This is a genomic window from Paraburkholderia ferrariae NBRC 106233 (genome assembly GCF_000685035.1).
GTDB classification, from domain to species: Bacteria; Pseudomonadota; Gammaproteobacteria; order Burkholderiales; family Burkholderiaceae; genus Paraburkholderia; species Paraburkholderia ferrariae.
In genome coordinates this window covers 1-22,344 of the sequence record NZ_BAYB01000059.1, presented here as the reverse complement: position 1 = coordinate 22,344, position 22,344 = coordinate 1, and the positions used below count along the sequence as shown (strand labels likewise).

The 22,344-nt window shown below is 66.5% G+C and carries 19 protein-coding genes; 10 read left to right on the top strand and 9 right to left on the bottom strand.

The annotated features are described in order from the left end of the window. Positions 1–14: 14 nt before the first annotated feature. Positions 15–509, bottom strand: a complete 495-nt coding sequence (locus BFE01S_RS35500; RefSeq protein ID WP_028229563.1) for an Lrp/AsnC family transcriptional regulator — start codon at positions 507–509, stop codon at positions 15–17. A gap of 138 nt (positions 510–647) precedes the next feature. Between BFE01S_RS35500 and hppD the strand changes: the two genes are divergently transcribed. Next, entirely contained in the window at positions 648–1,745 is a 1,098-nt protein-coding gene (gene hppD, locus BFE01S_RS35495) for a 4-hydroxyphenylpyruvate dioxygenase (RefSeq protein ID WP_028229562.1), read from the top strand. Positions 1,746–1,893: 148 nt separating this feature from the next. On the opposite strand, the gene BFE01S_RS35490 is transcribed toward hppD, so the two are convergent. Then, entirely contained in the window at positions 1,894–2,082 is a 189-nt protein-coding gene (locus BFE01S_RS35490) for a hypothetical protein (RefSeq protein WP_028229561.1), read from the bottom strand. Positions 2,083–2,466: 384 nt separating this feature from the next. Here BFE01S_RS35490 and BFE01S_RS35485 point away from each other — a divergent pair, with 384 nt between their 5' ends. Then, positions 2,467–6,063, top strand: coding sequence for an indolepyruvate ferredoxin oxidoreductase family protein (locus tag BFE01S_RS35485; RefSeq protein WP_028229560.1), 3,597 nt, complete (start codon positions 2,467–2,469; stop codon positions 6,061–6,063). Positions 6,064–6,219: 156 nt separating this feature from the next. On the opposite strand, the gene BFE01S_RS35480 is transcribed toward BFE01S_RS35485, so the two are convergent. Continuing rightward, on the bottom strand, positions 6,220–8,508 hold the full coding sequence (locus tag BFE01S_RS35480) for an NADP-dependent malic enzyme (RefSeq protein ID WP_028229559.1): 2,289 nt from the start codon (positions 8,506–8,508) through the stop codon (positions 6,220–6,222). Between the two features lie 372 nt (positions 8,509–8,880). Continuing rightward, positions 8,881–10,128 carry an MFS transporter gene (locus BFE01S_RS35475; RefSeq protein ID WP_028229558.1) on the bottom strand — a complete coding sequence of 416 codons (1,248 nt, stop codon included), beginning with the start codon at positions 10,126–10,128 and terminating at the stop codon, positions 8,881–8,883. Between the two features lie 408 nt (positions 10,129–10,536). On the opposite strand from BFE01S_RS35475, the gene BFE01S_RS35470 reads away from it, so the two are divergent. From BFE01S_RS35470 to argC, 4 genes are all read left to right on the top strand, one after another. Beyond that, positions 10,537–11,223 (top strand): orotate phosphoribosyltransferase, encoded by a 687-nt coding sequence (locus tag BFE01S_RS35470; protein ID WP_028229557.1) that lies wholly within the window; start codon positions 10,537–10,539, stop codon positions 11,221–11,223. Between the two features lie 347 nt (positions 11,224–11,570). Further along, positions 11,571–12,137 (top strand): YbhB/YbcL family Raf kinase inhibitor-like protein, encoded by a 567-nt coding sequence (locus BFE01S_RS35465; protein WP_028229556.1) that lies wholly within the window; start codon positions 11,571–11,573, stop codon positions 12,135–12,137. 153 nt (positions 12,138–12,290) lie between these two features. Continuing rightward, positions 12,291–12,872, top strand: coding sequence for a flavodoxin family protein (locus tag BFE01S_RS35460; RefSeq protein WP_028229555.1), 582 nt, complete (start codon positions 12,291–12,293; stop codon positions 12,870–12,872). A gap of 322 nt (positions 12,873–13,194) precedes the next feature. Continuing rightward, positions 13,195–14,142 (top strand): N-acetyl-gamma-glutamyl-phosphate reductase, encoded by a 948-nt coding sequence (gene argC / locus BFE01S_RS35455; RefSeq protein ID WP_028229554.1) that lies wholly within the window; start codon positions 13,195–13,197, stop codon positions 14,140–14,142. Between the two features lie 266 nt (positions 14,143–14,408). On the opposite strand, the gene BFE01S_RS35450 is transcribed toward argC, so the two are convergent. Beyond that, a complete protein-coding gene (locus BFE01S_RS35450; RefSeq protein ID WP_028229553.1) occupies positions 14,409–14,777 on the bottom strand; it encodes a response regulator in 369 nt (122 codons plus the stop codon). A 69-nt stretch (positions 14,778–14,846) separates the two neighbouring features. After that, positions 14,847–15,845 carry a LysR family transcriptional regulator gene (locus BFE01S_RS41495; RefSeq protein ID WP_042339860.1) on the bottom strand — a complete coding sequence of 333 codons (999 nt, stop codon included), beginning with the start codon at positions 15,843–15,845 and terminating at the stop codon, positions 14,847–14,849. Positions 15,846–15,940: 95 nt separating this feature from the next. Here BFE01S_RS41495 and BFE01S_RS35440 point away from each other — a divergent pair, with 95 nt between their 5' ends. Continuing rightward, the gene (locus BFE01S_RS35440; RefSeq protein ID WP_028229552.1) at positions 15,941–17,266 is read left to right on the top strand and encodes an MFS transporter; all 1,326 of its coding nucleotides are present in this window, start codon (positions 15,941–15,943) and stop codon (positions 17,264–17,266) included. A gap of 24 nt (positions 17,267–17,290) precedes the next feature. Here the strand turns inward: BFE01S_RS35440 and BFE01S_RS35435 are convergent, their stop codons facing one another. Continuing rightward, complete coding sequence (locus BFE01S_RS35435; protein ID WP_028229551.1) at positions 17,291–18,163, bottom strand: NAD(P)-dependent oxidoreductase; 873 nt, start codon at positions 18,161–18,163, stop codon at positions 17,291–17,293. A gap of 113 nt (positions 18,164–18,276) precedes the next feature. Here BFE01S_RS35435 and BFE01S_RS35430 point away from each other — a divergent pair, with 113 nt between their 5' ends. Continuing rightward, the gene (locus tag BFE01S_RS35430; RefSeq protein ID WP_028229550.1) at positions 18,277–19,047 is read left to right on the top strand and encodes a Mut7-C RNAse domain-containing protein; all 771 of its coding nucleotides are present in this window, start codon (positions 18,277–18,279) and stop codon (positions 19,045–19,047) included. A gap of 108 nt (positions 19,048–19,155) precedes the next feature. Beyond that, positions 19,156–19,440, top strand: coding sequence for a hypothetical protein (locus BFE01S_RS35425; RefSeq protein WP_028229549.1), 285 nt, complete (start codon positions 19,156–19,158; stop codon positions 19,438–19,440). A gap of 101 nt (positions 19,441–19,541) precedes the next feature. Here the strand turns inward: BFE01S_RS35425 and BFE01S_RS35420 are convergent, their stop codons facing one another. Further along, a complete protein-coding gene (locus BFE01S_RS35420; RefSeq protein ID WP_028229548.1) occupies positions 19,542–19,751 on the bottom strand; it encodes a hypothetical protein in 210 nt (69 codons plus the stop codon). A gap of 312 nt (positions 19,752–20,063) precedes the next feature. Here BFE01S_RS35420 and BFE01S_RS35415 point away from each other — a divergent pair, with 312 nt between their 5' ends. Then, the gene (locus BFE01S_RS35415; RefSeq protein ID WP_028229547.1) at positions 20,064–21,014 is read left to right on the top strand and encodes a DMT family transporter; all 951 of its coding nucleotides are present in this window, start codon (positions 20,064–20,066) and stop codon (positions 21,012–21,014) included. 431 nt (positions 21,015–21,445) lie between these two features. Here the strand turns inward: BFE01S_RS35415 and BFE01S_RS35410 are convergent, their stop codons facing one another. Further along, entirely contained in the window at positions 21,446–22,192 is a 747-nt protein-coding gene (locus BFE01S_RS35410; RefSeq protein ID WP_028229546.1) for an SIR2 family NAD-dependent protein deacylase, read from the bottom strand. Positions 22,193–22,344 lie beyond the last annotated feature (152 nt).

Genomic DNA, 22,344 nt, shown 5'->3' with positions numbered 1-22,344 from the left:
CCAAAGCGCTGCGCCTACCGGATCGGCAGCGCCGTCGTCTCCTTGAACGTCTGAAGCGAAAAGCTCGACTTCACGTCGATCACCGAAGGATGGTGCAGCAACTGGTCCTGCACGAAGCGCGAGAAGTGTGCCATGTCCTCCACCTGCACGCGCAGCAAAAAGTCCATATCGCCGGTCATGGCGTGGCAAACCACGACCTCCGGCCAGGTCTGCACTGCCGCCCGAAAAAGCTCCGCGTGGGTCACGCCGTCCCGGCCCGCCGCCGTCGGCCCGCGCTTCTCCAGCCGCACGCTCACGTAGGCCAGCAGATCGAGGCCCAGCTTCTGCGCGTCGAGCAGCGCCACATAGCCGCGGATCACGCCGATCTCCTCCAGCCTCCGGATGCGCCGCAGGCACGGGCTGGGCGAGAGATTCACGCGCTCCGCGATCTCCTGGTTCGAGAGCCGGCCATTCTCCTGAAGGATGGCGAGGATTCGCCGGTCGATTGCGTCGAGTTCGATGTCCGCCATTTTCTGCCACCCCACCAGATGATCCAGGCATTTTATAGCGCATCGCGTTCGAACGACGACCCACATCGCAAGTTTTCACCCAATCTGGCGGACTACACTCGCTGCACGAAATCCATGATCTGCGTCGAGGAGACAACCATGCACGTCCCCACCTGGGAAAATCCCGTCGGCACCGACGGCTTCGAGTTCATCGAGTACACGGCGCCGGACCCCAAGGCGCTCGGCAAGCTGTTCGAGCGCATGGGCTTCACCGCCGTCGCCCGCCATCGCCACAAGGACGTCACGCTGTACCGCCAGGGCGACATCAACTTCATCGTCAACGGCGAGCCCGATTCGTTCGCGCAGCGCTTCGCGCGCCTGCACGGCCCGTCGATCTGCGCGATCGCGTTCCGCGTGCAGGACGCCGCGAAGGCCTACCAGCACGCGCTCGAGCGCGGCGCCTGGGGCTTCGACAACAAGACCGGCCCGATGGAACTCAACATCCCCGCCATCAAGGGGATTGGCGACTCGCTGATCTATTTCGTGGACCGCTGGCGCGGCAAGAACGGTGCGGCGCCCGGCAGCATCGGCGACATCAGCATCTACGACGTCGATTTCGAACCGATCCCCGGCGCGGAGCCAAACCCGGCGGGCCACGGCCTCACCTATATCGACCACCTGACGCACAACGTCCACCGCGGCCGCATGAACGAGTGGGCGGAGTTCTACGAACGCCTCTTCAACTTCCGCGAAATCCGCTACTTCGACATCGAAGGCAAGGTGACGGGCGTGAAGTCGAAGGCAATGACCTCCCCGTGCGGCAAGATCCGCATTCCGATCAACGAGGAAGGCGGCGAGACGGCCGGCCAGATCCAGGAATACCTGGACGCCTACCACGGCGAGGGCATCCAGCACATCGCGCTCGGCACGAACGATATCTACGGCACGGTGGACGGGCTGCGCAAGTCCGAGATCGCGCTGCTCGATACGATCGACACGTACTACGAACTCGTGAACCGCCGCATTCCCGGCCACACGGAACCGCTCGAAGAGCTCAGGAAGCGCAAGATCCTGATCGACGGCGCGCCCGAAGACCTGCTGCTGCAGATCTTCACCGAAAACCAGATCGGACCGATCTTCTTCGAGATCATCCAGCGCAAGGGCAACGAGGGCTTCGGCGAAGGCAACTTCAAGGCGCTGTTCGAGTCGATCGAACTCGACCAGATCCGCCGCGGCGTGGTGCAGGACAAGGCCTGATCGCGGCGTCATGGCCGGGCGGCCATGAAAAAAGGGCGAAGATCACGCGATCTTCGCCCTTTTGTCTTGCTGGGGCCGCCTCCGCACACCCGGCGGCGGCCCCGGTGAATGGAATGCCGCGCGGATCAGCGCAGCATCGCGGAAATCATCAGGATTGGCGCTCGGTCCGGCGGAACCCGGTCGCGCCGGCATCGGCCTTGGCGCACTGCGTGTACGGCGCAATACGGGCGACCGCATTCACCGAGCCATTGCTGCTCGCATTCGAATGCAGCGGCGCGCTCATGGCGAAAAATGCGGCCGAGACGGTCAGGAAGGTCTGGATATGTCGATTGTTCATGCTGTACTCCTTTTTTCAGACTGCCTGTTGCGGTAGTACCCCTTTTCCTGCCAGGGGTGCTGCGCGGTTTGCACAGGTGGGGAATTAGACAGAAATATCAAGTCTGGTTCCGGATTCGTGTAGTTTTTACACGCTGTTACGCCACGCAGCATTCAGACACATCCACTGTTACACAACGTCTGACAGTCTGGCGCGAGACATGCTGCCGCAAGCGAGGCAAACCCGGCACCACGGTCCTCTGCGACACCGAGCGGCGGGTTTGCCCCAGTGCTACCATCGCTAAAAACACGCCAATATGGCGCCCCGGGCCGGAGCATCCACAAGATGCCGAGGCACTGAAGTTCTGGTGATCCCAAGACTATGGTGGATGGAGGAGTACAAACAATGAATGCCCCGCTAGACGCTGGTCAGCGTGCTTCGCTCGAAGCCGCGCTAGCTTCCGTCACGCTCGACGACAAATACACACTCGACCGCGGCCGCGCGTACATGAGCGGCATCCAGGCGCTGGTTCGCCTGCCGATGCTGCAGCAGGAACGCGACAAGGCAGCCGGTCTCAATACTGCGGGATTCATCTCCGGCTATCGCGGCTCGCCGCTCGGCGGTCTCGATCAGTCGCTCTGGAAGGCGAAGAAGCATCTCGCCGCCCATCAGATCGTCTTTCAGCCCGGCGTGAACGAAGACCTCGCGGCCACGGCCGTCTGGGGCTCGCAGCAGGTGAACCTGTACCCGTCGGCGAAGCACGACGGCGTGTTTTCCATGTGGTACGGCAAGGGCCCCGGCGTGGACCGCTGCGGCGACGTGTTCAAGCACGGCAATTCGGCCGGCTCGTCGCGCCACGGCGGCGTGCTCGTGCTCGCCGGCGACGACCACGCGGCCAAGTCGTCCACGCTCGCGCATCAGTCGGAGCACATCTTCAAGGCCTGCGGCCTGCCGGTGCTGTTCCCCTCGAACGTGCAGGAATATCTGGACTTCGGCCTGCACGGCTGGGCCATGAGCCGCTACTCGGGCCTGTGGGTCGCCATGAAATGCGTGACCGACGTGGTCGAATCGTCGGCCTCGGTCGAAATCGACCCGCATCGCACCCGGATCGTCCTGCCGGAAGACTTCCTCCTGCCCGAAGGCGGCCTGAATATCCGCTGGCCGGATCCGCCGCTCGTGCAGGAAGCGCGTCTGCTCGACTACAAGTGGTACGCGGGCCTCGCCTACGTGCGCGCCAACAAGCTCGACCGCGTCGAGATCGACTCGCCGCACGCGCGCTTCGGCATCATGACGGGCGGCAAGGCCTATCTCGACGTGCGCCAGGCTCTCACCGACCTCGGCCTCGACGACGAAACCTGCTCGCGCATCGGCATCCGCCTCTACAAGGTCGGCTGCGTGTGGCCGCTCGAAGCGCAGGGCGCCCAGGCGTTCGCGCGCGGGCTCCAGGAAATCCTCGTGGTCGAGGAAAAGCGCCAGATCCTCGAATACGCGATCAAGGAAGAGCTGTACAACTGGCCCGACGCACAGCGTCCGCGCGTGTACGGCAAGTTCGACGAGAAAGACGGCGCCGGCGGCGAATGGTCCGTGCCGATGGGCAACTGGCTGCTGCCGGCCCACTACGAACTCTCGCCCGCGATCATCGCGAAGGCCATCGCCACGCGGCTCGACAAATTCGATCTGCCCTCCGACGTGCGGGCGCGCATCGCCGCGCGCATCGCCGTGATCGAGGCGAAGGAAAAGGCGCTCGCCAGACCGCGCGTGCAGGCGGAGCGCAAGCCGTGGTTCTGCTCGGGCTGCCCGCACAACACCTCGACGAACGTGCCGGAAGGCTCGCGCGCGATGGCGGGCATCGGCTGCCACTACATGACCGTGTGGATGGACCGCAGCACGAGCACCTTCAGCCAGATGGGCGGCGAAGGCGTGGCGTGGGTGGGTCAGGCGCCGTTCACGAACGACAAGCACGTGTTCGCGAACCTCGGCGACGGCACCTACTTCCATTCGGGGCTGCTCGCGATCCGCGCGGCCATCGCCTCGAAGGCGAACATCACCTACAAGATCCTCTATAACGACGCGGTCGCGATGACGGGCGGCCAGCCCGTGGACGGCGTGCTCACGATTCCGCAGATCACGCATCAGGTGGCCGCCGAAGGCGCCGCGAAGATCGTGATCGTCACCGACGATCCGGCGAAATACGATGGCGTGACCTCGCTCGCGCCGGGCGTGACGATCCATCACCGCGACCAGCTCGACGCCATGCAGCGCGAGTTGCGCGAGATTGCCGGCACGACGATCCTGATCTACGACCAGACCTGCGCCACGGAAAAACGCCGCCGCCGCAAGCGCGGCACCTATCCCGATCCGGCGAAGCGCGTGGTGATCAACGAGGCCGTCTGCGAAGGCTGCGGCGACTGCTCGGTGCAGTCGAACTGCCTCTCGGTCGAGCCGCTCGACACCGAGTACGGCACGAAGCGCCAGATCAACCAGTCCACCTGCAACAAGGACTTCTCGTGCGTGAAGGGCTTCTGCCCGAGCTTCGTCACCGTGGAAGGCGGCCAGTTGCGCAAGCCGAAGGCGGAAAGCGCGGGCAGCAACACGATGCCGCCCGCGCCGACGCCCGATCTGCCCGCGCTCGCACGCCCCTACGGCGTGCTGGTGACGGGCGTGGGCGGCACCGGCGTGGTGACGATCGGCGCGCTGCTCGGCATGGCCGGCCACCTCGAGAACAAGGGCGTGACCGTGCTCGACGTGACGGGCCTCGCGCAAAAGGGCGGCGCCGTGATGAGCCACGTGCAGATCGCGAACCAGCCCGCCGATATCCACGCCACCCGCATCGCCATGGGCGAAGCGAAGCTCGTGATCGGCTGCGACGCCATCGTGACCGCGGGCGACGACTGCGTCTCGCGCATGCAGGCGGGCCAGACGCATGTGGTGCTCAACGTCGCCCCGACGCCGACCGCCGACTTCATCAAGAACCCGAACTGGCAGTTCCCGGGTTCGAACACCGAAGCCGACGTGCGCGCGGCGGCCGGCACCGACAACGTCGCCGCTGTCGATGCCAACCGCTACGCACTCGCGCTGCTCGGCGACGCGATCTACACGAACCCGTTCGTGCTCGGCTACGCGTGGCAAAAAGGCTGGCTGCCGCTCACGCACGAGTCGCTCACGCGCGCGATCGAGCTGAACGCCGTGCAGGTGGAGAAGAACCTCGCCGCGTTCGAATGGGGCCGCCGCGTGGCGCACGACCGCGCTGCCGTGGACGCCCTCGTGAAGAAGCCGCAAGCCGACCAGAACGCCGACGCCGCGGGCGCGAAGATCGTCTCGCTGCATACGCCCAAGGCGCTCGATGCGCTGATCGACAAGCGCGCCCAGTACCTCGCCGCGTATCAGAACGACGCGTACGCGTCGCGCTATCGCGCGCTGGTGGCGGACGTGCGCACGGCCGAAGGCAGGATCGATCGTCCGGACGGCCAGTTCGCGCTGACCGAGGCCGTGGCGAAGAACCTGCACAAGCTGATGGCGTACAAGGACGAGTACGAAGTGGCGCGCCTCTACGCCGATCCGGTGTTCCTCGAAAAGCTGAAGGCAACCTTCGAAGGCGACTGGAAGCTGAAGTTCCACCTCGCGCCGCCGACGTTCGCGAAGCACGACGGCAAGGGCCAACTGGTGAAGAAGCAGTACGGCCCGCACATGCTCGGCGCGATGCGCGTGCTCGCGAAGCTCAAGTTCCTGCGCGGCACGGCGTTCGATCCCTTCGGCCGCACCCAGGAGCGGCGCGACGAGCGTGCCGTGATCGGCGAGTACGAAGCGCTCGTGCGCGAGCTGGCCGGCGGCGTGAACGCGGAGAACCTCGGGCTCGCCGTGGAACTCGCGAACCTGCCCGACGGAATCCGCGGCTACGGCCACGTGAAGGAGAACAACCTCAAGGCCGTGCGCGCGAAGTGGGCCACGCTGCTCGCCAAGTGGCGCTCGCCGCAAGGCGGCGCGGCACGTCACGCGGCTTGAGGTTTCACCTGGGCTAACGTCAACGCAGGCTGACAAAAGCAAGGGGCGCTTCGTGTGAACGAAGCGCCCCTTTTTCGTTGGCCGGTGCGGGCTGCCCTGGGCTCTCGTGCGCTTTCAGCGCCCGGATGAATCAGACGCCAGACCGGCTCACGCTCATCAACGTGCCGCTGCCTGCTTCGTCACGGCCGCATTCGCCGAAGCCACCGCCGTCATGTTGATGATGCGTCGCACCGTCGCCGCCGGCGTGAGGATGTGCACCGGCTTCGCCGCGCCCAGCAGGAACGGGCCCACCGTCACGCCCTCGCCGCCGATCACCTTCAGCAGGTTGTAGGCAATGTTCGCCGCTTCCACGTTCGGCATGACGAGCAGGTTCGCCTCGCCCGTGAGCGTCGTGCCCGGGAACGCCTGCTTGCGGATCAGCTCCGAAAGCGCCGCGTCGCCGTGCATCTCGCCATCCACTTCAAGCTGCGGCGCACGCTGTGCAATCAGTTCGCGCGCGGCCTGCATGCGCTGCGACGTGGACGAGCGCACGCTGCCGAAGTTCGAGCTGGAGAGCAGCGCCACCTTCGGCACGATGCCGAACTTCTCGATTTCGCGCGCGGCGAGGATCGTCATGTCGGCGAGCTGTTCGGCGCTCGGCACTTCGTTCACGTACGTGTCGCAGATGAAGATGTTGCGGCCCGGCAGCATCAGCAGGTTCATCGCCGCGTAGTTCTCGGCGTCCTTCGCCTTGCCGAACACCTGCTCGACGAACTTCAGGTGGTAGTCGAAGCTGTTGAGCAGGCCGCAGATCATGCCGTCGGCGTCGCCCAGATGCACGAGGATCGCGCTGATCAGCGTGTTGAACTTGCGCATCGACGCCTTCGCCACTTCCGGCGTGATGCCCTGGCGCGCGCCGAGTTCGTGGTACGCCTGCCAGCTCTTCTGGAAGCGCGGGTCGTCTTCGGGATCGACGATCTCGAAGTCGGTGCCCGGACGCAGCTTCGAGCCCATCTTCTTCAGCCGCATTTCGACCACCGACGGCCGGCCCACGATGATCGGCTTCGCGATCTTCTCGGTCAGCACGAACTGCGCGGCGCGCAGCACGCGCTCGTCCTCGCCCTCGGCGAACACGATGCGCGCCTGGCTCGCCTTCGCGGCCGCGAACACGGGGCGCATCACCATGCCCGTGCGGTAGACCGTGACGCCCAGTTGCTCGCGGTAGGCATCCATGTCGGCAATCGGGCGCGTGGCCACGCCCGAATCCATCGCGGCCTGCGCCACGGCCGGCGCGATCTTGATGATGAGGCGCGGATCGAACGGCTTCGGAATCAGATATTCCGGGCCGAATTCGAGCGTGTGGCCTTCATAGGCCTTCGCCACTTCGTCGCCCTGATCGGTTTCTTCCGCCAGCTCGGCAATCGCGCGCACGCACGCGAGCTTCATCTCTTCCGTGATGGTGGTCGCGCCCACGTCCAGCGCGCCGCGGAAGATGAACGGGAAGCACAGCACGTTGTTGACCTGGTTCGGGTAGTCCGAACGGCCCGTGGCGATGATCGCGTCCGGGCGCACCTTCTTCGCCTCTTCCGGGCGGATTTCCGGCTCCGGGTTGGCAAGCGCGAGGATCAGCGGCTTCGTGCCCATGTCCACGACCATCTCGGGCTTGAGCACGCCCGCACTCGAGCAGCCGAGGAACACGTCCGCGCCCTTGATGGCGTCGCCCAACGTACGCGCGTCCGTGTTGGCCGCATAGCGCGCCTTCGAGGGATCGAGGCTGCCGCGGCCTTCGTAGATCACACCCTTCGAATCCGTGACGAGGATGTTCTCCTTCTTCAGCCCCAGCTTCACGAGCAGGTCCAGACAGGCGATGGCCGCCGCGCCCGCACCGGAACACACGAGCTTCACGCTGCCGAGTTCCTTGCCCACCACCTTCAGGCCGTTCAGGATCGCCGCCGAGGCGATGATCGCCGTGCCGTGCTGGTCGTCGTGGAAGACCGGGATCTTCATGCGCTCGCGCAGCTTCTGCTCGATGTAGAAGCACTCGGGCGCCTTGATGTCCTCGAGGTTGATGCCGCCGAGCGTGGGCTCGAGCATGGCGATGGCTTCGACGAGCTTGTCCGGGTCCGATTCGTCGAGTTCGATGTCGAACACGTCGATGCCCGCGAACTTCTTGAAGAGGCAGCCCTTGCCTTCCATCACCGGCTTGGCCGCGAGCGGGCCGATGTTGCCGAGACCGAGCACGGCGGTGCCGTTGGTCACGACGCCCACGAGGTTGCCGCGCGAGGTGTACTTCTGCGCGTCGAGCGGGTCGGCGTGGATCGCTTCGCACGCGGCGGCCACGCCGGGCGAGTACGCGAGCGAGAGATCGAGCTGGTTCGAGAGCGGTTTGGTCGGGGTGACCGAGATCTTGCCGGGCTTGGGATTCTGGTGATACGCCAGCGCGCTTTGCTTCAGTTGTTCATCCATTTTCAGGCCTGCCGGGACGTGAGAGACGAGAGAGGTTTTATGGTCATGAACCCGCCGCCTCGCGGGACACGCTCAAGGGTTCGACAGCGTGCGTTCCGGCCTGCAAAGCAGGGGTAAAACCGTGGGACGGACACGCGGCGAAACACCTCTCGCGGGCAGCGAAGCGACGAGGGCGAATTGGCGGGGGGAACTAGTGTACACCCCGGGCAGGGCCCGGCAACCCGGATGGAGGACTGATACCCGGGATAGCACAAACATCGGATGCCCACGGGTGAAACGAGGGGGAGAAGGCGGGAAAAACTGCGCAGGAATGGGCTTGAAGCCCATTAAAAGATGACTCGATAACCACTAGCGAACCGCATGGGCGCCGCGTTACTCCAGTGCGGCGCCGCGTCGCTCCGGAATCAGGAAGAGCGTCGCGAGCACATCGAGCACGTAGATCGACGCGAGCATCGCGAGCGCGGCCCCGAACGAGAAACGCGCCGACAGCGCGCCGACAGCCAGCGGCCCGAAGCCGCCCACGGCCCGGCCGATGTTGAAGAGCACGTTCTGCGCGGTGGCGCGGGCGGCCGTGGGATACAGCTCGGAGATCAGCGCGCCGTACCCGCCGATCATGCCGTTCACGAAAACGCCCATCGCCGCGCCGCCCACGAGCAGCGCGGCCGGCGCCGTGAGATGCGCATAGACGAACACCATCGCCACGGCGCCCACCTGGTAGAAGAGGAACGCGGGCTTGCGGCCGAAGCGGTCGGCGGCCATGCCGAACAGCCAGATGCCGAGCGCCATGCCCGCGACGGTCGCCGCCGTCCAGAGGCCCGACTTCGTGAGCGAATAGCCGAACGCGTGGGAGAGATAGGCGGGCAGCCAGATCATGAGCCCGTAGTAGCCGAAGTTCTGCACCGAGCAGAGGATCGCCACGCCGAAGCTCGCCCGCGCGGTGCGGGCGTCGGCGACGAGCAGGCTCAGCGCGCGCGGCCGTTCGCCGCGCGGCGCCCCGGCCACGCGCCCGGCATGCGCGACGAAGAGCGCCGGCTCCTCCACCCGGCGCCGCACGGCGAACGACACCACGGCGGGCAAGAGGCCGAGCGCGAACATGCCGCGCCAGCCGATCACGGGCAGCAGCCACGGCGTGAGGAGCGCGGCGGCAAGCACGCCCAGTTGCCAGCCGAGGCCGACATACGACGAGGCTCGCGCGCGCAGATGGGCGGGCCAGGCCTCGGCCACGAGCGCCATGCCGATGCCGAACTCGCCGCCGAGCCCGATGCCCGCAATGGTCCGGTAGACGAGCAGGTCCGTATAGCCGCGCGCGAGCGCACACAGGCCGGTGAAGACGGCGAACACCAGGATCGTCCAGCTGAGCACGCGCACGCGGCCGTAGCGATCGCTCAGGAGCCCGAACACGATGCCGCCGGCCACGGCACCCACCAGCGTCCAGGTGACGAGCGAACCGGCCTGCGCGGTCGAGAGATGCAACTCGGCGCTGATCGCCGGCAGCATGAAGCCGAGCATCAGCAGATCGAAGCCGTCCATCGCATAGCCGAGCACCGACGCCACGAGCGCGCGCAAGGCATGGCCGCGCGTCGTGTCGGCAGAGGCAGCAGGAGGAGAAACGGCGATCATGGGATGTCCTGTAGGGATGCCGGGTCTGACATTCGAGACACCCCGGCAAACCGGCGTGAGTGTAATGGCGAGTCTGACGCGTCACAACCGCGAAAGAAAAATGCCCCCGGCTCCCTTACGGCACGGCGCCCGGCGCCATGTTCGACGCAAGCAGCGATCGCACCCCCAAATACCGCCCATAGTGGCGGCCGTGCGGCGCAATTCCGTCAGGCAACTCGTCGCGGCCCGTCAAGTCGGGTAAAATACTGGCCTACGCGCGCAAGAGAAGCCGTCCGATCCGAGCGGGTGAACATCGCCCCCGCCCCTTCGGACCGCGCACACAGACCACGGTTTTCGCCGGGTCAACCGTGCCAGCGCCACCGGGCCCACGCCCGCCCTCACCTCGCTCTCACATCCAAGGATTCGCCCATGACAGGCTACGATCGCCAGACGATCTCGGACACGACCGCCAAAATGCTGCTCGAAGTGAAGGCCGTGCACTTCAATGCGGAAAAGCCCTTCATCTTCACCTCCGGCTGGGCGAGCCCGGTCTATATCGACTGCCGCAAGCTGATCTCGTATCCGCGCGTGCGCCGCGGCCTGATGGAGATGGCCGAAGCCACCATCCTGCGCGATGTGGGCTACGAGCAGATCGACGCCGTTGCCGGCGGCGAAACCGCGGGCATTCCGTTCGCGGCATGGCTGTCGGACCGCCTGATGGTGCCGATGCAGTACGTGCGCAAGAAGCCGAAGGGTTTCGGCCGCAACGCGCAGATCGAAGGTCTGCTCACCGAAGGCCAGCGCGTGCTGCTCGTCGAAGACCTGACCACCGACAGCCGCAGCAAGATCAACTTCATCAACGCGCTGCGCACGGCCGGCGCGACGGTGAACCACTGCTTCGTGCTGTTCCACTACAACATCTTCAAGGAAAGCGTCTCGGTCCTGAAGGACATCGACGTGGATCTGCATGCGCTCGCCACGTGGTGGGACGTGCTGCGCGTCGCGAAGGAATCGGGCTATTTCGAGACGAAGACGCTCGACGAAGTCGAGAAGTTCCTGCACGCACCGGCCGAATGGTCGGCCGCGCACGGCGGCGCGACCTCGGCACCGCAGTAAGCCCGGCGAAGCGCGCAGTACAACTGCGATACAACGCAACGCGGTAAGGCGCGCTACGGCGAGGTACAAACGCAAAAGCCATCTGCCCGGCTGGGCAGATGGCTTTTTTTATGGCGCGACGGATAGCGTTATGTTGCCGGGCCGGCCCGTGCCCGGACGGCCAGGACGGCCCGGCTGCGCAGCGCTCGCGCAGGAGCAGCCCGATCCGGGAATACCGCTATATTGGTTCCGGTTCGATCTGGAACACCATTCCTGCGAGCCCGTCAGGAAAACTCGGACGGGCTCTCACAAAACAGACAGGAAACCCGTCGATGGCTCATCCGTATGCCTTGATTCTCATATCGGTTATGCGGCGGTTGCGCGGCACGGCACGGGGTGCGCTCGCGCTCGCCGTTGTCTTGAATGCAATCGGCCTCGCCCACGCCGAAGGCACGTTTTCGCTTTCGAGCGCGACTTTTCGCGACGGTGGTCAGGTCGCAACCGCCCAGGTTTTCGATCAGGACACCTGCAAAGGCGGCAACCGCTCGCCGCAGTTGACGTGGCGCAATGCCCCGGCGGGCACGCACAGCTTCGCGATCACGATGTTCGACCCCGACGCGCCCGGCCGCGGCTGGTGGCACTGGGCCGTCGCCGACATCCCGGTGCGCGTGAACACGTTGCCCGAGAACGCGAGCGCTTCGGGCGCGCTCGCGAGGCTCGGCGCCATCGAGGCGCGCAACGACTTCAACACCAGCGGCTACGGCGGCCCCTGCCCGCCGCCCGGCAAACCGCATCGCTACGTCGTCACGGTGTATGCGATCGGCGCGGACAAACTGACGGTGCTCGACGAAGGACGCCCCGCGCCCATGTTCGATCACGAGATCGGCGCGGCCTCGCTCGGCAGCGCGCAACTCACGGTCACATACGGGCGCTGATGCACCGTTCGTGCGCACGGCATCCTTTGCTTCGCATCGGGAAATTCAGTCCTTCCGCGCGCGGCGCACAACTGAATACGGGCGCCACGCGGAAGTGATTAACATGGTGCGACGCCACACGCGTGCCCGTTCAACTTCTGCCGGAGTCCTCACATGTCCCGAATCGTCGTTGCGTACCACAGTGGCTATGGCCACACGAAGAAACTCGCCGAAGCCGTGCTCGAAGGCCTCCAGGGCGCGGGCGCGGAAGCGAAGCTGATCGCCGTCGCCGATATCGACGACGCCGGCTGGGCCGATCTCGACGCCGCCGACGCCATCGTGTTCGGCGCGCCGACCTACATGGGCGGCGCCTCGGCCGACTTCAAGAAGTTTGCGGACGCTTCGTCCAAGGCGTGGTTCACGCAGAAGTGGAAGGACAAGGTCGCGGCGGGCTTCACCAATTCGGCCACGATGAACGGCGACAAGTTTTCGACGATCCAGTACTTCGTCACGCTCGCGATGCAGCACGGCATGATCTGGACCGGCACCGGCCTGATGCCGGCCAACACGAAAGCGGCGACTCGCAACGACGTGAACTTCGTGGGCGGCTTCACGGGCCTGCTCGCCCAGTCGCCGGCCGACGCCTCCCCCGAAGAAGCCCCGCCCTCCGGCGACCTGGACACGGCACGGCTCTTCGGCGCGCGCGTGGCCGCCGTCACGGCGCGCTGGCTCGCAGGCAAGAACGCCAGCGCATAGGCCACACCTCGGTCACGCCTGGGCCACGCTTGGGCCACAATTCCCCCGCCCACCCGCGAGCCAGGCCGACGCATCCGCGTCACACGCAGGTCGCATCATGGGGTCGCCAGTGCGGCGCGCCACTCCCGGGCGCCGCACATCGCGCGAGCCTCATCCGTCCCCACGGGTTACTCCCGATTTTTTCCGGCCTGCCCGCACGGTCGCGCGCCTGAGGTCTTAAAATACCGTTCCGGCGCCGAACGGCTCGAGTGGGTGGGCGAACGAAGTCCACGCCCACGGGCGCGCACCGGGCGCCTATTTACCCGCGTTCAGAGAGATCGAGATGAGCACGAAAGTTTTTGTCGACGGACAGGAAGGCACGACCGGCCTGAAGATTTTCGAATACCTGTCAGCGCGCGCCGACGTCGAAATCCTGCGCATCGACGAAGCGAAGCGCAAGGACGTCGAGGAACGCCGCCGTCTCATCAACGCCTCCGACGTGACGTTCCTGTGCCTGCCCGACGTCGCCTCGCGCGAGTCGGCGTCGCTCGTCGAAAACGACCGCACCGTGCTGATCGACGCGAGCACCGCCTTCCGCACGAGCCCCGACTGGGCCTACGGCCTGCCCGAACTCACCCGCCAGCAGCGCGAGCGCGTGCGCAGCGCGAAGCGCATTGCCGTGCCGGGCTGCCACGCTTCCGCATTCGTGCTGGCCATGCGCCCGCTCGTCGAAGCCGGCCTCGTCGCCCCCGATTTCGCGGCGCACGCGTACTCGCTGACGGGCTACAGCGGCGGCGGCAAGAAGATGATTGCGGAGTACGAAGCAGGCGGCAATCCGAAGCTGATGAGCCCGCGCCCCTACGCGCTCGGCCTCACGCACAAGCATCTGCCGGAAATGGCGTTCCACGGCGGCCTCTCGGGCGCGCCCGTGTTCACGCCGATCGTCGGGCCGTTCTACAAGGGCCTCGCGGTCACGACCTACTTTTCGCCGCAGCAGCTCACGCGCCGCGCGAAGCCGCAGGACGTGCTGGCGCTCTACGCCGAGTACTACGCGGGCGAAGCGTTCGTGCGCGTGGCGCCGTTCAACGCCGACGAGAATCTGGACAGCGGCGCATTCGACGTGCAGGCCAATAACGACACGAATCGCGTGGACCTCTTCGTGTTCGGCAACGACGAGCAGTTCGTGACGGTCGCGCGCCTCGACAACCTCGGCAAGGGCGCTTCGGGCGCGGCGATCCAGTGCATGAACCTCGCGATCGGCGCGGCGGAAGATACCGGCCTCGAGCGCTGAGCGCCGCTGCCGCCGCACGGTGAAACGGTGCAGGCGGCGGGAAAAACGGACGGGAAAGCGAAGCCGGCTCTGCGAAGGGCCGGTTTTTTTATGCGCGGGTCAAACGTCCGCACGAAGTGTAGGGACGAAAAAAAGCCCGCCAAACTGGCGGGCTTAATCCATATCAGAGGAGACATGGAGGAGACAAGAACCAGTATAGCGAGAGATGTGGTGCAACGCAACATGTAAAGTAGTACGCACCCTATGCGTTGCGCAATTGCAACACATCACGCGTGATCGATCATCGAAAGAATGAACGTGAGCTGATCGAGGCCCACGGGACGTACCAGATGCACGTCGAAGCCGACGGCAAGCGCCTCGTCGCGATGGCGCGAATCGGCCCAGCCTGTCAGTGCGATGAGAAGCGGCGCGCGCCCGCCGCAGGCGTCGCGCAAACGCCGGACGATGGCCGCCGGCTCGTCCTCCTGCAGCGACAGCGCGACGATCACCACATCCGGCGCAAAGCGCGCGGCGGCAAGCACGGCGTCGTCGAGCGTGCGCGCCACCGCAATCGCGTAATCGAGGTCGGTCAACAGCGTGCCAAGCCCCGTCAGCGACTGTTCGTCGTTGTCGGCGATCAGGATGCGTGTGTCCATCCGCCGTCTCCCTTCCCCATGCGGGGCCGATTCCCGGCCCGTGCCATTAGCGTGCTGACATCCCCGCTGTCATTGTGGCGGCCCGTTCCGGCGCGCTTTGTGCGGCACCGCCCGGTCGTATGAGGATTGTGGCGCCGCGTTTTGCGCCCCGTGTTGCGCCCCGCCGGTCAAGCCGTTCGCCGTCAATACTTCGACCAGCGAATCGCGCAGGAGTGCGACCGGCCGCACGAGCCGCCCCGGCAGCGCGTGATGCACGAGCCAGGCATCGACGCCGGCCTCGAAATCCGCCACCTCGACCGTTTGCAGCGCGTCGTGAAACGGGCTGCGCGCGAGCACTTCCGGCGAGACGATCCCGATGCCGATCTGCCGCGCCACGAGGGAAAGCTGCAGGTCCGAACCGAACGCCTCCACGGCCACGGTGAACGGCAGCCCCGCCCGCGTGAGTGCACGCGAGAGCGCCGAGCGCATGCCGCAGCCGTCCTGGTTGAGCACCCATGAGTGCTGCGCGAGATCTTCGAGCATGACCGGATCCGCGGGCAAGCCCAGCGCGCGCGCCGCCACCACGGTAGTCGGCATGAAGGCGAGCCGCGAGCGCTCCAGCGCCTCCGGCAGCGCGCTGTCGCCCGGCATTAGCACGACGGCCGCATCGATTTCCGCGCGCTCCACCGATTGCAGCAATCCCGGCGACCAGCCGGCCGTGATGCGCAGCGTGAGTTTGGCGAAGGCGCTGCGCAGACGGTCGAGGGGCTGCTCGAGTGCGAGATCGGAGAGAAACGGCGGCACGCCGATGCGCAGCTCACCGCCCGGCTCGCTGTCGGGCGAGGCAACGGCCAGCAGTTCGTCCACGGCGCCGAGCACGTTGCGCGCGAGGCGGTACACCTCGCGGCCGGCGGCGGTGGGCTTGAGGGGCTTGGCCTGGCGGTCGAGCAACGCGAGGTCCAGCACGCTTTCGAGGCTCTGGATGCGGCGCGTCAGCCCCGGCTGGGTGAGATGAAGCCGCTCGGCGGCGCCCACGATCGAGCCGCTCTCCACCACCGCGACGAAAGCCTGCAGATCACGCGTATTCAAAACAATCTCGCATAATCAATATCAAGATATTTCAATTGTCGCATAACCATGGTGCTTCTAGGATACGCAGAACAGATCTCACCCGGAGCGTCACCATGTCTGGTCCAGCCGAACTTTCCCCTCGGCCCTGTTCTGCCGTTTCGCCGTCACCGTCGTCCGCCTCATGCGCCCCCTGCGCCGGCCTGCCTGTCGAAGCGCAGGGCGAACTCCACGCCGGCCAGCTCACCACGCCGATGACGCTCTTCTTCGGCGCCGCCGTGGGCCTCATCATCGTCAACCTGTTCGCCGCGCAGCCGCTCACCGGCCCCATCGCCGCGTCGCTGAAGCTGCCGCACGCGCTGGGCGGCCTCGTCTCGATGCTGCCGCAACTGGGCTATGCCGCCGGGCTCGTGCTGCTTGTGCCGCTGTGCGACCTGATCGAAAACCGCCGCCTGATCGTGCACACGCTCCTCGCCTGTGCGGCGCTGCTCGCCGTGCCGCTCTTCGCGCACGCCGCCTGGGTGTGCCTCGCCGCGCTGTTCCTCGCCGGCGCCACGTCGAGCGTGATCCAGATGCTCGTGCCGATGGCGGCCTCGATGGCGCCCGAAGCGCACCGCGGCCGCGCCGTGGGCAACGTCATGAGCGGCCTGATGATCGGCATCCTGCTCTCGCGGCCGCTCGCGGGCGTGATCGCCGGTTGGGCGGGCTGGCGTGCGTTCTATGGATCGGCGGCCGTCATCGACGTGCTGCTCGCCGCCGTGCTCGTGCTGCGTTTGCCCACCCGCACACCGCACGCCCACACCCGCTACGGCGGGCTGCTGCGCTCGCTCTGGACACTGCTCGCCACCGAACCCGTGCTGCAACGGCGTGCGCTTTCGGCGGCCCTCGCCATGGGCGCGTTCAGCGCGTTCTGGGCCTCGATCGGATTGCGCCTTGCCGCGGCGCCGTTCGGCTTCGGCATGCACGGCATCGCGCTCTTTGCGCTGGCCGGCGCGAGCGGCGCCGTGGTCACGCCGCTCGCGGGCCAAGCCGGCGACCGTGGACACGGCCGCGCCGCACTGTGCTTCGCGCATCTGCTCATGCTGGCGTCGATTGCGCTGATCGCGGTGGCAGGGTCGGGCGGCTTCGGCTTTGCTCCCGAAGCGCATCCGCGGCTCGCGCTCGCCGCACTCGTGATCGGCGGGGCCGCGCTGGACGCGGGCGTCATCATCGACCAGACGCTTGGCCGGCGTGCCGTCAATCTGATGAATCCGGCCGCGCGCGGGCGGCTGAACGGATTGTTCGTGGGTGTGTTCTTTGTCGGCGGCGCGCTGGGTGCGGCGCTCTCGGGCGCCGGATGGGCCATCGGGCAGTGGCGCGGCGTGTGCGCCGTAGGCCTCGCGTTTGCCGGTGCCGCGTTTCTCTACGGCATCGTGGGGCGCAGCAATCGCGTGGGCACCTGAACCGCCGCCGCGCCCCGCACGGGCCTAGAGCTGCCCTGCGCGCCGCGCCGCCACCTTGCCGAGCACCGCGAAGTCGCGCTCGCCGTCACCGTGCGCCACTGCCTCGATCAGGCTGTCGCGCACGACGCTCGCCACGGGCATCGGCGTCGAGACCGCATCCGCCGCCTGCAGCGCGAGCCGCACGTCCTTCAGGCCGAGGCGCGCCTTGAAGAGCGCCGGCTCGTAGCGCTGCTCCGCGATCATTCCGCCGTAGCCCGCGTACACCGGCCCTGGAAACGGGCCGCCCGTCACCACGTCGAGAAAATCGCGCATCGAAACGCCGTGCCCTGCGAGCAACGCCGACGCCTCGCCCAGCGTCTCCACCGCCGAAGCCAGCATGAAGTTCGCCGCGAGCTTCATCACGTTGGCCTGCTGCGGCAGCGAGCCGATGCGCCAGGTCTTCTGCCCCACGGCGTCGAGCAGCGGCTGCACGCGGTCGATCGCCTCGGCCGCGCCCGCGGCCATGATCGTCAGCTTCGCCGCCTTCGCCACGTCGGGGCGGCCCAGCACCGGCGCCGCGACGTAATGCAGCCCGCGCCCGGCGTGCTCGCGCGCGAGCTCCGTGGCGAGCGCGACGGAAATCGTCGCCATGTTCACGTGCACGAGGCCGCGCGGGGCGTGGGCGAGCAGCGCCGCGTCGAGGACCTCGCGGACGGCCGTGTCGTCGGCGAGCATCGAAAAGACGGCGTCGCCCGTGAACGCTCCGGCCGGCGTCGCGACGATTACCGCGCCCGTCTCGGCAAGCGGCCGCGCCCGCTCCGGCGTGCGGTTCCACACCCGCACCGTATGACCCGCCTTCAGCAGATTCGCCACGATGGCGCCACCCATCTCGCCCAGCCCGATAAATCCGATATCCATCGCACGCTCCTTCGCGTCCCAAACCATCCCAAACGCGCAGTAAAGCACAGCCGCCCCCGCGCTGCCGACAGATGCCCCGCGCGCGGCCAGCCTCGCGGTGCCATACTGGCCGCATGGTTACCGCCACCTTCCGCTTCTACGAGGAGCTGAACGACTTTCTCGCGCGGCCGCTGCGCCGCCGCGCGTTCAGTTGTGCCTGCGCGCGCGCCGCCTCGGCCAAGCACATGATCGAGGCACTGGGCGTGCCTCATACGGAAGTCGAGCTGATTCTCGTGAACGGCGAGTCCGTGGGCTTCGACCATCCGCTTGCCGACGGCGACCGCGTCGCCGTCTACCCGAAGTTCGAAACCTTCGACGTCCGCCCCTTGCTGCGCGTGCGCGCAGCGCCGCTACGCGAGCCGCGCTTCGTCGCCGACGCCCATCTGGGCGGCCTCGCCCAGTTGCTGCGGCTCGCGGGCTTCGACACGCTCTACGACAACCACTACCCCGACGACGAAATCGAGGCGCTGGCCGCCGCGGAGCATCGCATCGTCCTCACGCGCGACCGCGAGCTGCTCAAGCGCCGCACGATCACGCACGGCTGCTACGTGCGCACGCTCAAGCCGCAGGCGCAACTGCGCGAGATCTTCGAGCGCCTCGACCTCGCCGCGAGCGCGCGGCCTTTCCGGCTCTGCCTCGCGTGCAACGCGCCACTTCACGCGATCGAGCGCGGCGCCGTGCGTGGGCGGGTGCCCGCGGGCGTATTCGAGCGCCAGAGCCGCTTCGTCACCTGCGATGTCTGCCAGCGCGTGTTCTGGGAGGGGTCGCACTGGCAGCGTATGCGCGCGCTGATGGATGGCCTCGCGACGGGCGTAGCCGGGCAGACCGCGCCGCCGGGCGGATGAAGCCGGCATGTAAAGCAGGCGCGCAGCCGCCCCCGAACGCACCGGCAATGGACGCCCCCGCGCGAATGCGTACAATGCGCGCCACTGCCCAACACCGGAGCCGCAAGCATGGCCATGAAGAAAACCGACCTTGAAAAGAACAAGGCGCTGAAACTGATGCAATCGATGAAAGGGGCCGGACCGGAACGCTTCGGCAAGGGCCCGGCGCCCGCGGAGATGGACCGGCGCGAGCGCCGCAAGCTCGAGCAGGCCCAGGGGCTCGTCCCGTTCGCCTGCAAGCTCAACGCGGACCTGGTCGCGCAACTGAAGCTGCGCGCACAAGACCATCCGGGCGGCCTCACCGGCCTGCTGACCGAACTGATCGAAGCAGGACTCGCACGCGACGCATCCTGATCGCCGCACAGGCCGGCACAGGCCCCGAGGACGAAAAAAAAGCCAGAGCATGCTCTGGCTTTTTTACAGCGCACCGCAAGCGCGGCGCGTTCTGGCAGCCATCAGTTCTGCTGGCCCTTGTCGCTCGTGCCGGCCGACGAGGCGGCTTGCGACACCGGAGCGCGCTTGCCGTGCTGCTTGAGTTGCTTGTGGTGCTTCTTGGCCTTGGCCGGTGCGCTGGCAGCAGCCGGAGCCGAAGCGTCTTGTGCGAAAGCTTGAACCGAAATCAGTGCGACCGACGCGGTGACGAGCGAGGCGAGAATCTTTTTCATCTGTTGTTCCCCAAACCGGACAAATAAATAGGATCGGTACGTTGTGAATTGAAACGGCCTGAAACGGCAAAATGCCCGCTCGCCGATCCCGGCGGGCATTTCGCGCGAAGCAGTATCACGCAGCGTAGGGCGTTTGTCATCCCGTTTGTCGCCGCCGTGCGGGTCGGTGTATTTTCCGGGAGACAATTTGCTTTCAATTCGGATACGATCGGAATTCGTATGTCCGGCGTACCGTTTCGAGGCCGACGCTCACGCAATAAAAGCGGCGCCGCGACAGTTTTTGCAAAACATGAACTTCGCCGCTCAAGCCGCTTGAAATCCTCCTCCCGCCAACACCTGCGCGCCAACCTGCTCATGCTGGCCGCCGCCATGATCTGGGGTTCCGCGTTCGTCGCGCAGCGACTGAGCCTCGACACCATCGGGCCGTTCCTCTTCACCGGGCTGCGCTTTTTGCTGGGTGCCGCCGTGGTTTCCGCGCTCGTGCTTGCGCAGCGCCACGCGTATGCACGCCGCGCGCCCCTTGCCGATACCCCGCCGCTCTTCGCACCCGGACTGCTGCGCTCGGGCTGCGTGCTCGGCCTCGTGCTGGCCGTGGCCATCTCGCTCCAGCAGGTCGGCCTGCGCTACACGAAAATCGCCAATGCGGGCTTCATCAGCTCGCTTTACGTCGTGATCGTGCCGCTGCTGGGCGTCCTGCTGCGCCATCGCACGGGCGCGGGCACCTGGGTGGGCGCGCTGCTGGCGGCAATCGGGCTCTACTTCCTCAGCATCAACGAACACTTTTCGGTGATGTACGGCGACTGGTACCAGCTCGGCTGCGCGATCGTGATCTCGATTCAGGTGATGCTGGTGGGCCACTATGCGCCGCGCCACGATCCGCTCGTTCTTTCGATCGTGCAGTTCGTGGCGTGCGGGGCGGCCTGTCTCGCGATCGGGCTCGCGTGCGAACCACTCCAGCTCGCGAGCCTGCTGCGCGCCGCGCCGGCCATCCTCTACGGCGGCGCCCTCTCGGTGGGTGTGGGCTACACCATCCAGGTAGTCGCACAACGCGACGCGGCGCCGGCGCATGCGGCCGTGATCTTCAGCATGGAAGGGGTGTTCGCTGCGCTGGCCGGGTGGCTCGCGCTCGGCGAAACGCTCACGCCGCGCGCGCTGATGGGCTGCGCGCTGATGCTGGCCGGCCTGCTCGCCTGCCAGTTGCTTCCGGCGCGCCACGGCAGCACGCGCGAAGCCTCTCAACCGCAACCGGTCGAACCGGCGTAAAAGCATCCGGCAAGGCATACGCCGCCGGGTTATCCACGGCCCCCTCTGGACAAGCTGGGGATGACCTGGCGAACGTGCTGTGGAAGAGTTCTTGATAACTACCGCCGCAACGCGAATCCCTCAAAAGTTATCCTCGAAGTCCGCGCCGCATTCAGGGTTTGTCCGCATGGCTATTCGTTCCACATCGATTTGAGCCCATTGGGATTTCCCCTGTTATCCACAGAAAATGCCCGGCTTTGTTAACTGCTACTACGTATACTTACTAATCAAGATAAAAACCAATATGGGAAATGCGGTACACCGCATGTCCGTGCTGCGCGCGTACGCAGCATCGCTCTCGCGTTCGCCGCTGTCGCTCGATAACGCGTCAAGAGCAGTGCGCGCAACCGCGAAGATTGCGCGCGCTTTCGCTGCGAGCGATGTGTCCGACGCTATTCTCCCGCCATCATGCGTTCGACCGTCTCGGCGATATTAGGCAGCCCCACGGTAGCCGGATTGCGCTCCACCACGCCAAAACACTCCGTGCGGCGCGGCGCCGGATCGACGACGAAGTTGCGCGCGTACGGACCCACGCGCCCGGGCGGCAGCAGCCGCTCCGGTGGAATCACTTCGAATGCCGTACCGACTGCGATAAAAAGATCGTCTGGCGTCATGGCCTGCTGGATGCGCCACAGTGTTTCGTATTCGGGCGCCGCTTCGTTGAAGAACACCACGCCGGGCTTCACGCCTTCGACCTCGCCGCACGCGGGACACGCCGCCTTCGGATCGAGGCCCCGACCGCTGGCCGGAAAGCGATAGTCGCAGTCGGTGCACAGCAGCGAAATCATGTCGCCGTGCAGGTGCGTGACCTGACGCGCGCCCGCCTGCTCCAGCATGTCGTCGATGTTCTGCGTGACGAGGTGCACGCGCTCCGTGCCCCAGGTGTCCTGCCATTGCGCAAGCAGCCGGTGCGCGGCGTTGGGACGCGCGTCGGCGCACTCGCTGATGCGCTGGTTGTAGAACCGGAACACGGCGGGCCGGTTGCGGCGCCAGGTGAGGTAGTTGCAGACTTCGTCGAGGTTCGCGCGTGTCCAGATGCCGTCTCCGGTGCGGAACGTGGAAATGCCGCTTTCCGCCGAAAGCCCCGCCCCCGAAAACACATACAGGCGCGGCGCCCGCCCTTGCTGCTGTTCGGCCAATTTCTTCTCCTTGCTCGATGGACGACATTATGAGGCCGCCATGGGGTTCGAGCGGGGCGCCGGGTACCTGGGGCTGGGTCCACAAACACGAAGGGCGCTGAAGCCCGCTTCAGCGCCCTTCGTACTGCACGTTATCGTCGACAGACGGTGAA

Bases quoted from the DNA above. Each gene is read 5' to 3' on its own strand.
- BFE01S_RS35500 (WP_028229563.1), bottom strand. From the start codon at position 509: ATGGCGGACATCGAACTCGACGCAATCGACCGGCGAATCCTCGCCATC.
- hppD (WP_028229562.1), top strand. From the start codon at position 648: ATGCACGTCCCCACCTGGGAAAATCCCGTCGGCACCGACGGCTTCGAG.
- BFE01S_RS35490 (WP_028229561.1), bottom strand. From the start codon at position 2,082: ATGAACAATCGACATATCCAGACCTTCCTGACCGTCTCGGCCGCATTT.
- BFE01S_RS35485 (WP_028229560.1), top strand. From the start codon at position 2,467: ATGAATGCCCCGCTAGACGCTGGTCAGCGTGCTTCGCTCGAAGCCGCG.
- BFE01S_RS35480 (WP_028229559.1), bottom strand. From the start codon at position 8,508: ATGGATGAACAACTGAAGCAAAGCGCGCTGGCGTATCACCAGAATCCC.
- BFE01S_RS35475 (WP_028229558.1), bottom strand. From the start codon at position 10,128: ATGATCGCCGTTTCTCCTCCTGCTGCCTCTGCCGACACGACGCGCGGC.
- BFE01S_RS35470 (WP_028229557.1), top strand. From the start codon at position 10,537: ATGACAGGCTACGATCGCCAGACGATCTCGGACACGACCGCCAAAATG.
- BFE01S_RS35465 (WP_028229556.1), top strand. From the start codon at position 11,571: ATGCGGCGGTTGCGCGGCACGGCACGGGGTGCGCTCGCGCTCGCCGTT.
- BFE01S_RS35460 (WP_028229555.1), top strand. From the start codon at position 12,291: ATGTCCCGAATCGTCGTTGCGTACCACAGTGGCTATGGCCACACGAAG.
- argC (WP_028229554.1), top strand. From the start codon at position 13,195: ATGAGCACGAAAGTTTTTGTCGACGGACAGGAAGGCACGACCGGCCTG.
- BFE01S_RS35450 (WP_028229553.1), bottom strand. From the start codon at position 14,777: ATGGACACACGCATCCTGATCGCCGACAACGACGAACAGTCGCTGACG.
- BFE01S_RS35440 (WP_028229552.1), top strand. From the start codon at position 15,941: ATGTCTGGTCCAGCCGAACTTTCCCCTCGGCCCTGTTCTGCCGTTTCG.
- BFE01S_RS35435 (WP_028229551.1), bottom strand. From the start codon at position 18,163: ATGGATATCGGATTTATCGGGCTGGGCGAGATGGGTGGCGCCATCGTG.
- BFE01S_RS35430 (WP_028229550.1), top strand. From the start codon at position 18,277: ATGGTTACCGCCACCTTCCGCTTCTACGAGGAGCTGAACGACTTTCTC.
- BFE01S_RS35425 (WP_028229549.1), top strand. From the start codon at position 19,156: ATGGCCATGAAGAAAACCGACCTTGAAAAGAACAAGGCGCTGAAACTG.
- BFE01S_RS35420 (WP_028229548.1), bottom strand. From the start codon at position 19,751: ATGAAAAAGATTCTCGCCTCGCTCGTCACCGCGTCGGTCGCACTGATT.